Below are 13,288 nucleotides of genomic sequence, written 5' to 3'. Positions count from 1 at the left end.
CCACCGGGTCGCTCCGCGACGACCTCACCGACGCCGAGGTGGCCGACATCGTCTGGAGCACGAACTCCGCCGAGTACTACGTGCTCCTCGTGCACGAGCGCGGGTGGACGCCGGAGCGCTACGGCGCCCACCTCGCGGACCTCTGGCGGCGGGTCCTGCTCGCCTGATGGGGCCTGCCGGGCCCGGATGGGGAGGCTCGACACCCGACGTCATGGGATGAGGGACTACTGGCGGTATCCCTCCACGGTGTCCCCGCTGCGCTCCTGGGCGCCGTCCGGGTCGTACCCGGCATTGCGGCGGGCGTCGCGCTGGCGCAGCAGGTCCCAGTAGCGGTCCAGCTGCACGCCGAGCTCCTCCAGCCGAGCCTTCTCCGAGTCCGAAAGACCCTGCCCGACGTGGGCCCGCTCCAGCTCGTGCTCCTCGGTGACCAGCTCGTCGATCCGATGGTGAAGTTCGGTGTCGTCCACGGTTTCCTCCGGCCGTCTCACGAGCTGCTGGGCTCGCACGCTGCTGTCTCACATTGCGCCGGCGCCCGATCGGTGGGTGCGCGCGGCCCTCGTTCTACCCGACACTGGTCCCGTGGCACAGGAGCGCACGGGCGGCTCCTCGATCACCCGGGCGTTGCGGGTCGTCGAGGCGGTCGCGGCCGCCGGTGACGGCGTCACCGCCAAGGCCATCGCGCGCCGCCTCGGGTGCCCGCTGCCCACGGTCTACCGGGCGCTGGGCACGCTCGTGGAGGAGGGCTACCTCGTCCGGCTGCACGACGTCCGCGGCTACGGGCTGGGCTACCGGGTGGCCGAGCTGCACCGCAGCCTCACCGAGCAGGTGCGGCCGCCGGCCACGGTGCGGGCGGTGCTGCGCGACCTGCACACGGCGGCGGGTGCGGCGGCGCACCTCATGGTGTTCCGCGACGTCGAGCTGGTCGTGGCCCACGTCGACGACTGCGCCGACCACCCGCGCCCCGAGGGCATGCGCGTCGGCGAACCCACCGCCGCGCACGCCACCGCGGCAGGGAAGGTGATGCTGGCCGGCCTGCGCCCCGGGCGGCTGTCGGAGCTGCTGGCCCGCACCGGGCTTCCGCAGATGGCGCCGCACACGGTCGGCGACCGCCGCACCCTCGACCGCGAGCTGATGCGCATCCGTTCCGACGGCGCTGCGGTCGAGGTGGAGGAGTTCGAGAGCGGGATCGCGGGCGTCGCCGCGGCCGTTCTGGGCCCGGACGGCGAGGTGACGGGTGCGCTGGGCGTCTCGGTCACGCGCGCCGAGTTCTCCGAGCGGCGCTGGCAGCTCGAACGCGCGGTGCGGACGGCCGCCGAGCGTGCGAGCCTGCTCCGCGACGACGACCGCCGCACGGCCGGCCTCCGCTGACTCCCACCGGCGTGGGTCAGGGGCACAGTGCCGCGTAGGCGTCCAGGATCCGCAGGGTGCTGTCGATGCCGGCCGGGCCGTCGGTCTCGGGGCCGGGCAGCTCGAACAGCACGCGGTCGACGCCCGCTGCGACGTAGGAATCCAGCGCGCCGGGCTTCGGCACCGCCCCGTAGACGGTCACCGGCATCGGCCGGTCGGCCCGCTCCCGCAGCTCCGCGACGCGCGCGGAGAACTCGTCCATGCCGTCGAGCGGCACCCGCAGCGGGATCCAGCCGTCGCCGTACTCCAGCACGCGCTCCAGCACGGTCGGCCCACCACCGCCGATCAGGACGGGCGGGCGCCGCGTGGGCTTGGGCCACGACCAGATCGGGTCGAAGTCCACGAACTCGCCGTGGAACTCCGCCTCGTCCGATGACCAGATGGCCTGCATCGCCAGCACGTGCTCGCGCATCCGGGCCGTGCGACGGCCGGGGTCGACGCCGTGGTTCGCCATCTCCTCGCGGTTCCAGCCGGGCCCGACGCCGAGCTCGAAGCGGCCGCCGGAGACCCGGTCGACGCTCGCCACCGTCTTGGCCAGCACGATCGGGTCGTGCTGCGCCACCAGCGACACAGCGGTGCCCAGCGCGATCCGCTCGGTGACGGCGGCCATCGCTCCCAGCGCGACGAACGGGTCGTACGTGTGGGCGTAGCGCCGCGGCAGCTCGCCCCCGCCCGGCCACGGCGACGTGCGGCTCGTCGGGATGTGGGTGTGCTCGGTGAGGAACAGCGCGTCGAGCCCGCGCTTCTCGACGGCGTGAGCGAGCGTCACCGGGTCGATGCCGTAGTCGGTCAGGAAGGTCACCACTCCGTGCTCCACACCACCACTTTTCCACGTGCCGGAAGAGGACACAGCGCCCGGCGGGGACCGGGGATAGGTTGCGACCCATGCATGGACGCACCGAGCCGCCGTTCCGCGCCGACCACGTCGGGAGCATGCTGCGCCCGCCCGCCCTCCTCGACGCCCGCGAGCGGTTCGCCGCCGGCACGCTGGACGCCGACGGGCTGCGCGCGGCCGAGGACACCGCGATCCGCGACGCGGTCGCGCTGCAGGAGGAGGTCGGCCTGCAGTCGGCCACCGACGGAGAGTTCCGCCGCACGTCGTGGCACATGGACTTCATCTACCAGCTCGGCGGCATCACCAAGACCGACCACAAGATCCAGGTCAAGATGCGCAACGCCGCCGGCGAGGGCGCGTTCACCTCGGCCGGCATGGCGGTGACGGAGAAGATCCGCCTGGAGCACCCGATCTTCGCCGACCACTTCCGGTACCTCGCCGAGCAGACCACCACAGCGGTCCCGAAGCTGACGATCCCGTCGCCGAGCATGGTCTACGCGCGCGGCGGTTCCGCGGTGATCGACCGCTCCGTCTACCCGGACCTCGAAGAGTTCTGGGACGACCTCTCCGCCGCCTACGCCGACGAGGTGCAGGCGCTGCACGGTCTCGGCTGCCGCTACCTGCAGCTCGACGACACCGCGCTCGCCTACCTCAACGACCCCGCCCATCGCGCCGAGCTGGAGGCCAAGGGCGACGACCCGGACACCCAGCACCTGCGCTACATCAGGCAGATCAACGCTGCCATCGCCGACCGGCCCGCGGACATGCGGATCACCACCCACATGTGCCGCGGGAACTACCGCTCGTCGTGGGCGGCCGAGGGCGGCTACGACCACGTCGCCGAGGCCCTGTTCGGCGAGCTGGCCGTGGACGGCTTCTTCTGCGAGTTCGACGACGAGCGCTCCGGCGGGTTCGAGCCGCTGCGGTTCGTGCCGCCGGGCAAGCAGGTGGTGCTCGGGCTCGTCACCACCAAGAACGGGGTGCTCGAGGACCCGGACGTGCTCAAGCGCCGCATCGAGGAGGCCGCCAAGTACGTGCCCCTCGACCAGCTCTGCCTCTCCCCGCAGTGCGGGTTCTCGTCCACGGTGGAGGGCAACGCCCTGACGGTCGACGAGCAGCGGGCCAAGCTCGCCCTGATCGTCCAGGTCGCGCAGGACGTCTGGGGCTGAGCCGCCCCCGACTCAGACGATCAAGGCGTCGACGTCGCACCCGATCTCCACGGACGACGTCGGTGCCTTGATCGGCGGGCAGGGGCCGGTAGCCTCGCCGGGTGAGCGACGAGGGTCCGCGGGGCTGGGGACGGCCGCTGTACGAGCGGGTGCTCGACGCATCCGGGGTCGGCGAGGGCTCCACTCTGCTCGACCTCGGCTGCGGCGCCGGGGAGCTCTCCGTGCTCGCCGCGGCCCGGGGTGCGCGGGTGACCGGCGTGGACATCGACCCGTCCGCGGTCGCGACGGCTGCTGCTGCGGTGCCTGGCGGCACCTTCCGCGTCGGTGACGTCCACGAGCCCCCGCCCGGCCCGTTCGACGTGGTGGCGGCGGTGCAGGTGCTCTCGCACGTCGCCGACCCCCTCGCCCTGCTGCGCGCGGCCGCGGTGATCGGGTCCACCGTCGCGCTCACGGTGTGGGGTCGCGAGGAGGAGTGTGACGTCCACGTGTTCGGGGAGGCGCTCGCCCCCTGGCTGCCACCGCGCCGCCCGATGCCCGGCCCGCCGCCGCTGACCGACCCCGGCCGGCTCCGGCAGGTCGTCGGCACGGCGGGGCTCGACGTGGTGGGCGTGGACGAGGTCGTGTGCCCGTTCACCTACGCCGACGAGGACGAGCTGGTGGGCCCGGTGCTGGGCTCGGGCATCGGTCGGCACGCGATGAACCGGGCCGGGCCCGTCGCGGTGCGGGAGGCGGTGCTGGGGCGCCTGGCGGATCGTCGCCAGGCGGACGGCAGCTACGTCCTGCGCAACCTCTTCCGCATCCTGGTCGCGCGCCCGACGAGCGGTGTGCCCTCCGCGTAGGTCCCGGCGGGAGCTCCGCTCGCCTGCTCAGGCGCCCAGGTGCCCGGCCAGCTCCTCCAGGGAGCTCACCGAGACGTCCGCCTCCTCGTCCGACCTCGCCGGATCGGTCCCGGGTCCACCCTCGTCGGGGCGGTGGACGTAGGCCGTGCGGAGGCCCCGCGCGCGGGCGGCGGCGAGGTCGTCGAGGTGCGCGGCGACCATCACCACCTGCTCCGGCAGGAGTCCCAGCAGCCGCGCGGCGCCGTCGTAGGTCTCGGGGTCGGGCTTGTAGTGGCCGAACAGCTCGGCCGACAGCACCGTGTCCCACGGCAGGCCGCCGTGCTTGGCCATGTCCACGAGCAGGGACACGTTGCCGTTGGACAGCGACGCGATGATGTACCGGGCCTTGAGCCGGGTCAGGCCGGCGACGGAGTCGGGCCAGGGGTCGAGGCGGTGCCAGGCCAGGACCAGCTCGGCGCGGGTGGCCTCGTCGGCGTCGGCCGCCCCGAACGCCGGGAGGAGCTCGTCGAGGGACGCACGGTGCAGCTGGTCGAGGCCTGTCCAGGGCAGCTCCCCACGCCGGACGCGATCCATCGACGGGAGGTAGGCGCCACGCCAGGCGTCGGCCAGTCCCTCGGCGTCGACGCCCGACCCGAGCAGGCGCGCGGCCTCCCGTGCCACGCCGGAGCGCCAGTCGACCACGGTGCCGAAGACGTCGAACACGAGCGCGCGGACCTCGATCATGGTCCGAACGTAGTCGGACCCGCGTCAGCGTGCGCGGACACCGCTGCCGGAGCAGCGGCGTCCGCGCACGGGTGACGTCAGCTGCTGGTCTTGTACCGCTTCTCCAGCAGGCTCTTGCAGAACTCGCCGTTCGTCTCGATCCCGACGCGCTGCAGGCGGGCCCGCCGCAGGTGCAGCGGCACCTGGGCGGCGGTGATCCGGTTGCCCTCGGCGTCGATGAGCAACGGCGCACCGTCGTCGTGGGGCAGCCCGAGAGCCGCCCGGCGCTCCCGCATCCGGACGAGGTCCGACGACGGGGGCACCTGGCCGAGGCTCATGTCCGACAGCTCGTCAGGGCCCGCGCCGGCGTCCACGAGCGGACGTGCGACACGGTCCTGGCCGGCCAGCGCGGCCTTGCGGAAGAACTGCAGCCGCAGCTCGTCCAGCTCGGAGACGGCCTCGCCCTGATCGGACCCGTCGAACGACTTCACGAAGCCGGCCTGCGCCGCGACCCCGCCGTTGATCTCGGTGGAGGCGTGGTGGTCGGCCAGCGTGACGTCCGCGCGCGTCACCCCGTCGACCGTCGACACCGCGTCGTAGGCGTCGGCGACCATGAGGAAGGAGAAGTTCGGCGCGCAGAAGAAGGTGGGCAACCGCAGCACGACGGTCGCCACCCCCTCCTCGGACACGGTGCACGACTCGACGAAGTCGAGGTCCGTGACCGGCTCGTCCAGCTCCGGGTCGAGCACCGTGTCCAGGGCGCGCCAGACGGACCCCTGCAGGTCCGCCGAGCGCACGGGCATCACGCCATGGCCCCCGCGGGTGCGTCGAGCTGGCACTCCGTCGGCACCGGGATGTCGTAGAGCCGCGCGGCGTTGAGCCCGAGGATCTTCTTCTTGGTGGCCGTGGTGAGCTTCGCGTAGTCGGTGAACGCGTCGTCGTCGGGCATCTGCCAGTCGACGAAGCCCTCCACCTGCCACTTCGGCACCCAGATGTTGTAGTCGCCGCCGTAGGTCATCTTGTCCTCGCCGACCCAGAACATCAGCTCGCCGATGACCTTCGCGAAGAACTTCGGCCGGGCGTGCATCAGGCCGCCGATCACCACGGACAGGCCCGCGTACACGTTGGGCTCCTGCACTGCCATGAAGCAGAAGTCCTCGATGCGCGGGATGGCCGCGTGCTCGACGATGAAGTTGAGGTCCTGGTGGTCGGTGGCGGCCTTGTCGATGTCCTTGACGTCGAACGCGTCCTTGTCCAGCGGCCAGATCGTCGGGCCCTTGTGGGCGTGGATGTTCTTGATGCCCAGCTCCTGGCACTTCTCCAGGAACTTGTAGGCCTCCTTGCTGTCGAGCGACCAGCCGCGGGAGCCCTCGTGCCACTCGGCCGTGTAGACCTTGACGCCCTTGAGGTTGAACTTCTTCGCATCCTCTTCGAGCTGCTTGAGGCCCGCGTCGCCCTCACGCGGGTCGAAGCGCCCGTTGACGATCAGCTTGTCGCCCCACTTCTCCAGCAGGGCGGCGTTCTGGTCGATCGTGTTGAAGCCGTTGGTGTACCAGTCCTTGAGGTACGTGGACTGGAAGACCGCGACGTCGACGTGGCCCTCGGTGAACATGTCGCGCTCGAAGTCCTCGGGCGTGACCTTCAGGTACTTCTCGTAGTCCCAGTGGGTCTCGGGCGGCCCGAGCTGGTGGTAGCCGTAGAAGCAGTCGATCCAGCCCTTCGCGAACTCCTCGCGCCCCGGCTTCCAGTTCTCCCGGCTGGCGTCCCAGAAGTGGCTGTGGGAATCGACGATGAAGTATTTCTCGCCATCTTTTTCGTACATGTGGTGGTGCCTCTCGTCGTCGGGAGAACAGTTACGGAACGAGAATCGCGCGGCCGCGGACGCGACCGGCGTCGAGATCGTGGATCGCTTCGAGCGCGCTCCCGAGCGGGTACTGCCTGGTGTGGAGCGTGACCTTCCCGGCCTGGGCCAGGACCATCAGCTCAGCGAGGTCGTTGTAGGTGCCGACGATGTTGCCGATCACGTTCTTCTCGCCCGCCACGAAATCGAGTGTGGGGGCCTTGAACTCGCCGCCGTAGCCGATGACGTACTGGTAGCCGGCGGGGGCGGTCATGGCCCACGCGTCGAGCTCGGCGCCCTGCTCGGCCACGAAGTCGAAGACGACGTCGGCGCCCTTGCCGTTCGTCAGGTCCTTGACCGCGTCGATGTGGGTGCCGTCGGCCAGCACGGTCTCGTCGGCGCCGAGCTGCTCGGCCAGCGCGAGCGCGTCCGGGTTGCGGTCGACGACGATGATCCGCGTGGCCGTGATGGCCGCGAGGGACTGGATGCCGATGTGGCCCAGCCCGCCCGCGCCCTGCACGACCGCGGTGGTGCCCGGGTAGAGCTGGGGCACCGCCTTGCGCACCGCGTGGTAGGCCGTGATGCCCGCGTCGGCGAGGGCGGCCACGTCGGCCGGGTTGGTGTCGGGGTTGAGCTTCACGCAGGCCCGCGCGGTGGTGCGCAGGTACTCCGCCATGCCGCCGTCGTTGTTCGACAGCCCTGGGAAGAAGGCGTTCTCGCACTGCATGTCCTTGCCCGCCCGGCAGGCGAGGCAGAGGCCGCAGCTGGGCTGCGGGTGCAGGATCACGGTGTCGCCGACGGCCACGTTCGTGACGCCGTCGCCGATCTCGTGCACCCAGCCCGCGTTCTCGTGCCCGATGACGTAGGGCAGCTCGGGCCCCATCGCCTCGGACCAGTCACCGTTGATGATGTGGAGATCGGTGCGGCAGACGCCCGCGCCACCGACCTTGATGATCACGTCAAGCGGCCCCGAGAGCTTCGGCTCGGGGATGTCGTCGATCGTGGGATCCTCGTGGTACGCGTGCACCCGAACGGCTTTCACCGGCACTCCTCCTACGACCTCGGTGTCTGGTCCGATTCCAGTGGGAGGTGGTCCCGCTCACAACCGCGCCGATTCCACGCAGTGAGAAAACGGACGGGTTGGACGTCCCGTACGGTCAGGTGCAACGCTGTGAGCTGCGGAAACGAAGCGGCCGAATCGCGCCTCGGAGGGGCGTTGTCTCGTATGGAGACAGCTTCACGGCTGATCTACTCGCGAGTAACATGCCGCGGATGACGGACACCAGTTGGGTCGCGGCGGCGATGGCGCAGACCGTGCCGTGGGTGAAGACGGTAGGCATCACGTTCGGCGAGATCACCGCGGACCGCGTGGAGTGCCGACTGCCCGACAACCCCGAGCTGCACAACCACGTCGCGGGCCCGCACGCCGCGATGATCTTCGGGCTGGGGGAGACCGCGTCCGGCGCCGTCGGGCTCGCCGCGTTCTCCTCGGCGATGGAGCGCGCCACCCCGCTCGTCGTCCGCTCCGAGATCGCCTACCTCAAGCTCGCGCGCGGCCCGATCACCGCCGTGGCCGTGCTCGACCGGCCCGCGGCCGAGGTGCTCGCCGAACTCGACGCCGGCACGCGCCCGGAGTTCACGGTCACCGTGTCGATCAGCGACGCCGAGGGGCGCGAGACCACCCGCATGACGGTCGTCTGGACGCTGCGCCCGAATCGGTAGCCCCACCCGCGGAGCGCCAGCGGGGGGCGCATCTGTGCTCTAGCGTCGCGCGCGTGGATGTGGTCATCGCAGGAGGACACGGGAAGATCGCGTTACAGCTGGCCGCGCTGCTGGCCTGCAGGGGCGACGTCGTCACGTCGGTGGTGCGCAACCCCGACCACCGGGGCGATGTCGAGACGGCAGGCGCGACCCCCGTCGTGCTGGACCTGGAGTCTGTGTCGGTGCGAGAACTGGCCGACCACGTGGCGGGCGCCGACGCGGTGGTCTTCGCCGCCGGTGCCGGGCCGGGCAGCACCGCGGAGCGCAAGGACACCGTCGACCGTGCCGCGGCCGTGCTGCTCGCCGACGCGGCCGAGCAGGCCGGGGTCGCGCGCTACCTGCTCGTGTCGTCCACCGGTGTGGACGCCCCGCCCGCGCCGGGGACCGACAAGGTGTGGGCCGCCTACCTGCGGGCGAAAAAGGCCGCAGAGCACGCGATCCGCGCCACCGACCTCGCGTGGACGATCCTGCGGCCCGGGCGCCTCACCGACGACCCGGCCGTGGGCAAGGTGCTGCTGGCGCCGCCGCCCGTGGGTCTCGGGACCGTCACGCGTGGCGACACCGCGGCCGTCCTGGCCGCGCTGCTCGACACCCCCGGCACCGCCGGGAAGTTGCTGGAGCTGCGCGAGGGCGACGTCGAGGTCCTCGAGGCCGTGACGGCGATGTCGTCATGAGCGAGCTCGCGAGCGGATCATCGGCGCAGCGCCACGAGTTCGACGTCGTCGTCGTGGGCGCCGGTCCCGTCGGTGAGAACGCCGCGGACTACGCGCACCGCGCCGGACTGTCCGTCGTGATGGTCGAGGCGGAGCTCGTCGGCGGCGAGTGCTCGTACTGGGCGTGCATGCCGTCGAAGGCGTTGCTGCGCACCGGCCACGCCGCCGCCGCGCTGCGCAGGCTGCCGGGCACCACCGCCGAGTTCGACCCGGCCGCGGTGCTCGCCCGCCGCGACTCCTTCACCCACAACTGGGACGACACGAGTCAGGTGGAGTGGGCCGAGGGCGCCGGGATCACGGTGCTGCGCGGCCACGCCCGGCTCGCCGGCGAGCGGACCGTCGTGGTCGGCGACGAGACGCTGACCGCACGTCAGGCCGTGGTGGTCTGCACCGGTTCCACGCCCGTCACCCCTCCGGTGCCGGGCCTGGACACCGTCCGGACCTGGAGCTCGCGCGAGGCCACCTCGGCGAAGTAGGTCCCGCCCCGGCTCGGTGTGCTCGGTGGCGGCGTCGTCGGCTGCGAGCTCGGGCAGGCGTTCCGCCGGCTGGGGTCGGAGGTCGTGCTGGTGGCCCAGGGGCCGCGCCCGCTGCCGTCGATGGAGGCGTTCGCGGGGGAGCGGGTGGCCGCCGCGCTCCGCGCCGAGGGCATCGACCTGCGGCTCGACAGCTCGCTCGACTCCGTCGCGCCCGACGGCGACACGATCACCCTGCACGTCGGCGACGAGACGATCACCGTGGACGAGCTGCTGATCGCCACCGGACGCCGCCCGCGCACCGCCGACGTCGGTGTCGAGACCGTCGGGCTGGAGCCCGGGAAGCCCCTCGAGGTGGACGACTCCGGGCTCGTCACGGGCGTCGGCGGGCAGTGGCTCTACGCCGCGGGCGACGTCACCGGGCGGGCGCCGCTCACCCACCAGGGCAAGTACGCCGCCCGGATCGTCGGGGCCGTGATCGGCGCCCGCGCGGCCGGAGGCGACGTCGACACCGCGCCGTGGGGTGAGCACTCGTCCACAGCCGACCACGTCGCCGTGCCGCAGGTGGTGTTCACCGATCCGGAGGTGGCCGCCGTCGGGCGCACGGAGAGGCAGGCGCGCGACGCGGGCATCGACGTGCGGGTGGTGGACCTGCCGATCGCGGTGGCCGGCTCGTCGCTGCAGGCCGACGGCTACGACGGCGCCGCCAGGATCGTCGTGGACGAGGCGCGGGGCGTGCTCGTGGGCGTCACGTTCGTCGGGCAGGACACCGCGGAGCTGCTGCACGCGGCCACGATCGCGATCACCGGCGAGGTGCCGCTGCACCGGCTCTGGCACGCGGTGCCGGCCTACCCGACGATCAGCGAGGTCTGGCTGCGTCTGCCGGAGGCCTACCGCTCGGGGACGTAGGCCTGCGCATGATCAGCGCACAGACGTCCCGGTGCGGCCCTGCCTCATGGGACCGATGATCACCGTGCGGTGCGTGCGGTCCGAGGCGGAGCCGGTGCATCCCCGACAGCCTTTCAGCCGGACTGGGTGAGGGCGGCCGCGATGCCCAGGGTCACTGCCATGAGCGAGACCTCGGCCGACGCCCAGCGCAGAACGGGGGTGCGGCCGGTCATCAGGCGGTGCCGGGCCAGCCAGCCCAGGGCGCCGAGGCCGCCGATGCACACGGTCTTGGCCACGATGAGCCAGCCGTAGCCGGTGGTGACCAGTGCGGCCGGCGACTCGAGCCGCAGCACCGCGTTGGCCACCCCGGTGATGCCGACGGTGAACACACAGACGCCGGCCAGCCGGGAGAACCGGGGCACGGCCACGTCGAGCATCTCCCGCCTGCGCACGAGCAGCAGCATCGCACCGAGCCCGCCGACCCACATCGAGGCCGCGCCCACGTGCAGGGCCACGGTGATCACCGCGAGCTCGTGGTCGGCCTCGGTGCCCGCGTGGCCGGTGACCGTCGGGGTCACCAGCCCGAGCAGCGCCGCCACCAGCGGGATCCGCAGCTGGACGCGATGCGGCTCGTGCAGCCGCAGCGCCCCGCAGACGAGCACGGCGGCCGTGCAGCCCGCGGTGAGCAGCAACCCGCGCCCGGCCCCGAACTGCGTGACGAACAGGCCGAGCTCCGCGCCGCCGATGCCCGACACCGGACGGCCGTATGCCTCCGCGGTGCGGAACGCGACGCCGACCAGGGTGAGAACGAGCCAGACGCCGCCGAGCCCGACGAGGGCGCGGTCGACGCTGCGCTCGAGCCTGGTGAGCTCGCGCGCGCCCGGGCCGGGCCCGAGCGGGAGCAGCACCCCGAGCAGCGCCGCGCCCACGCAGGCCGCGCCCATCGCGTCCATCCCGGCGCGCGTGACGATCGAGCCCAGCAGCACCGGCAGCGTGGTGGCGGCCAGGCCACCGGCCAGCACAGCCGCCACGCACGCCGTGCCGACCGCGAGCCCACCCCAGAGGGCCGGGGCCCACCGGTCGGGCGGGCTCACGGTCGACCGGCTCACTGCTGCGGCACCCCCGGCGCCGTCACGACCGGCCCAGCCGCAACGCCGCGCCCATGCCGAGCGCGACCACCACCACGGCCCCGACGATCCACGGCCACACCGGCGCTCCGCCGTCGTCCGCTGGTGCCGCTGTCGGGACCACCGCGGTGGACGGCCCCGAGGCCGCGGCGGGAGAACCTCTCGGCGGGGCCGCCGCCGACGAGCCGGGACCGGGCGTGGTCAGCGTGAACGGCACGCTGCCCGACACCGGGTGCCCGTCGGCCGACACGACGCGGTAGCCGATCTGGTACCGACCGGCCGGGCCCAGCGGGAGCACCCCGACGGTGACGGTGTCGTCCACCTCGGAGACCTGGCCGGAGTGGTAGTCGTCGCCGTTCGGGCCGATCACGGTGATCACGGTGAAGCCGGGCTGGACGGGCTCGTTGAACGTCAGCGAGACCTTCTGCGGCACCGTGGCCGTGCTCGACCCCGCAGCGGGATCGCTGCTCTCCAACCGGCTGTGCGCCCACGCCGGGGCCGTGCCCAGGAGCAGCGCGAGACCGGTCAGCAGGGCGACGGCCCCACCCCGGACGAGCCGGGGGCGCCGCATCAGCTCTCCTTCCCCGAGTCGGGGCCCGACCCGGAGGCCGCCCCGGAGCGGCGGGTGCGCAGCACCGCGCCGCCGCCGACCCCCAGCCCGAGCGCGCCGACCAGGAGTCCGGCACCGCCGAGCCAGCGGGCCGTGGTGTCGGTGGCGCCGGTGGCCGCCGTGTCGGTGCTGCCCATGGCCATCGCCATGCCGCTGTGGGCGTCGCCGCCCGCGGCCGCCGGCGTGAGCGTCACCGAGGGAGCCGGGTGGTCCGGCTCGGAGCCGTCGGCGTTCGGCGGCTGGTTCCAGTTCACCACCGTGCCGTCGTCGTAGGTCTGCTTCGCCGGGAGCGTGATCTCGGGGACGTGGGGCATCGGGCCCAGCGACACCGGGAAGTCCAGGTACTGCCCGGGCGCGATCTTGTTGCCGGCAGTGGCGGTCCAGGTGATGGAGCCGGTGGTCTTCGTGATCGTGCGCCCGTCGTCGGTGACCGGGGGGTTGAGCGGCACGGTCGTGGTGGTGGCGGTCCAGCCCGCGATGGGCGTGGTGCGCACGGAGCTGATCGGGTGGTCGGTGGGCAGCGTGACCGTCAGGCCGATGGTGCCGGCCGTGTCCTCCTCGTTGGGGACGCGGAACGTGACGACGGCATAGCCGCCCTGCTGCGCGGTGCCCGGTTGGGCGGTGACGTGCGCGAACGCCGGGGCGGCGCCGACGAGCGCGACGATGCCGGCGGCGGTGACGACGGTGCCGATGCGCAGCGCGGCGCGGCGCGGCCGGGCCGCGCCCGATCGGAACAGGGGCGTGCGGGACATGCGAGATCTCCGGATGGGGATGGTCCGCGCCAGGGCGCGGGTACGGGTGAGGGTGCGGTCGGGCACCCCATCGGAGGTCCGCGCCGGACGTGCGCGCTCGCGAGGGCCCGCGCGAGGCGCGCGGGGAGGTCGGGGCCGGGCACGGCGAGCGTGGCCAGCGGGCGGTCGGCGG

Annotated in this window: 14 protein-coding genes and 1 pseudogene; 6 read left to right on the top strand and 9 right to left on the bottom strand. The window is 72.9% G+C overall.

Annotation, left to right across the window (positions count from 1 at the left end):
- Positions 1 to 224: 224 nt before the first annotated feature.
- Positions 225 to 467 (bottom strand): DUF2630 family protein, encoded by a 243-nt coding sequence (locus JWR81_RS23740; protein WP_297657268.1) that lies wholly within the window; start codon positions 465 to 467, stop codon positions 225 to 227.
- Positions 468 to 579: 112 nt separating this feature from the next.
- Here JWR81_RS23740 and JWR81_RS23735 point away from each other — a divergent pair, with 112 nt between their 5' ends.
- Positions 580 to 1,368: an IclR family transcriptional regulator gene (locus tag JWR81_RS23735; RefSeq protein ID WP_297657264.1), complete on the top strand. Its 789-nt coding sequence runs from the start codon at positions 580 to 582 to the stop codon at positions 1,366 to 1,368.
- A 16-nt stretch (positions 1,369 to 1,384) separates the two neighbouring features.
- On the opposite strand, the gene JWR81_RS23730 is transcribed toward JWR81_RS23735, so the two are convergent.
- The gene (locus JWR81_RS23730; protein WP_297657261.1) at positions 1,385 to 2,212 is read right to left on the bottom strand and encodes an LLM class F420-dependent oxidoreductase; all 828 of its coding nucleotides are present in this window, start codon (positions 2,210 to 2,212) and stop codon (positions 1,385 to 1,387) included.
- A gap of 80 nt (positions 2,213 to 2,292) precedes the next feature.
- Between JWR81_RS23730 and JWR81_RS23725 the strand changes: the two genes are divergently transcribed.
- Entirely contained in the window at positions 2,293 to 3,411 is a 1,119-nt protein-coding gene (locus JWR81_RS23725) for a 5-methyltetrahydropteroyltriglutamate--homocysteine S-methyltransferase (protein ID WP_297657258.1), read from the top strand.
- A 101-nt stretch (positions 3,412 to 3,512) separates the two neighbouring features.
- Positions 3,513 to 4,250 carry a class I SAM-dependent methyltransferase gene (locus JWR81_RS23720; protein WP_297657256.1) on the top strand — a complete coding sequence of 246 codons (738 nt, stop codon included), beginning with the start codon at positions 3,513 to 3,515 and terminating at the stop codon, positions 4,248 to 4,250.
- Between the two features lie 27 nt (positions 4,251 to 4,277).
- Here JWR81_RS23720 and JWR81_RS23715 read toward each other — a convergent pair whose 3' ends face one another.
- The 4 genes from JWR81_RS23715 to JWR81_RS23700 all read right to left on the bottom strand — a co-directional run bounded on the left by JWR81_RS23715 (position 4,278) and on the right by JWR81_RS23700 (position 7,834).
- Positions 4,278 to 4,973, bottom strand: a complete 696-nt coding sequence (locus JWR81_RS23715; RefSeq protein ID WP_297657253.1) for a haloacid dehalogenase type II — start codon at positions 4,971 to 4,973, stop codon at positions 4,278 to 4,280.
- A 77-nt stretch (positions 4,974 to 5,050) separates the two neighbouring features.
- Complete coding sequence (locus JWR81_RS23710; RefSeq protein ID WP_297657250.1) at positions 5,051 to 5,755, bottom strand: iron-sulfur cluster assembly protein; 705 nt, start codon at positions 5,753 to 5,755, stop codon at positions 5,051 to 5,053.
- Positions 5,755 to 6,774 (bottom strand): amidohydrolase family protein, encoded by a 1,020-nt coding sequence (locus JWR81_RS23705; protein ID WP_297657247.1) that lies wholly within the window; start codon positions 6,772 to 6,774, stop codon positions 5,755 to 5,757. The genes JWR81_RS23710 and JWR81_RS23705 overlap by 1 nt, the downstream gene beginning before the upstream one ends.
- Positions 6,775 to 6,805: 31 nt before the next feature.
- Entirely contained in the window at positions 6,806 to 7,834 is a 1,029-nt protein-coding gene (locus JWR81_RS23700) for an NAD(P)-dependent alcohol dehydrogenase (protein WP_297657244.1), read from the bottom strand.
- Positions 7,835 to 8,064: 230 nt separating this feature from the next.
- On the opposite strand from JWR81_RS23700, the gene JWR81_RS23695 reads away from it, so the two are divergent.
- From JWR81_RS23695 to JWR81_RS23685, 3 genes and pseudogenes are all read left to right on the top strand, one after another.
- Positions 8,065 to 8,514, top strand: coding sequence for a DUF4442 domain-containing protein (locus tag JWR81_RS23695; protein ID WP_297657241.1), 450 nt, complete (start codon positions 8,065 to 8,067; stop codon positions 8,512 to 8,514).
- A 53-nt stretch (positions 8,515 to 8,567) separates the two neighbouring features.
- Positions 8,568 to 9,227, top strand: a complete 660-nt coding sequence (locus JWR81_RS23690) for an NAD(P)H-binding protein (protein ID WP_297657238.1) — start codon at positions 8,568 to 8,570, stop codon at positions 9,225 to 9,227.
- Positions 9,224 to 10,648 (top strand): annotated as a pseudogene (locus tag JWR81_RS23685) (NAD(P)/FAD-dependent oxidoreductase). The gene JWR81_RS23690 and the pseudogene JWR81_RS23685 overlap by 4 nt, the downstream one beginning before the upstream one ends.
- A 113-nt stretch (positions 10,649 to 10,761) precedes the next feature.
- On the opposite strand, the gene JWR81_RS23680 reads toward JWR81_RS23685, so the two are convergent.
- The 3 genes from JWR81_RS23680 to JWR81_RS23670 are packed head-to-tail and all read right to left on the bottom strand — an operon-like array spanning position 10,762 to position 13,116.
- Entirely contained in the window at positions 10,762 to 11,736 is a 975-nt protein-coding gene (locus JWR81_RS23680) for a CopD family protein (protein WP_297657235.1), read from the bottom strand.
- Positions 11,737 to 11,758: 22 nt separating this feature from the next.
- Entirely contained in the window at positions 11,759 to 12,325 is a 567-nt protein-coding gene (locus JWR81_RS23675; RefSeq protein WP_297657233.1) for a copper resistance CopC family protein, read from the bottom strand.
- Positions 12,325 to 13,116, bottom strand: a complete 792-nt coding sequence (locus tag JWR81_RS23670; RefSeq protein WP_297657230.1) for a YcnI family protein — start codon at positions 13,114 to 13,116, stop codon at positions 12,325 to 12,327. Before JWR81_RS23670 ends, JWR81_RS23675 begins: the two co-directional genes overlap by 1 nt.
- Positions 13,117 to 13,288 lie beyond the last annotated feature (172 nt).

The organism is Pseudonocardia sp., from assembly GCF_025965585.1.
Lineage (GTDB): Bacteria > Actinomycetota > Actinomycetes > Mycobacteriales > Pseudonocardiaceae > Pseudonocardia.
Note: the sequence above shows the minus strand (reverse complement) of the source record. Positions and strands in the feature narration are given on the sequence as shown.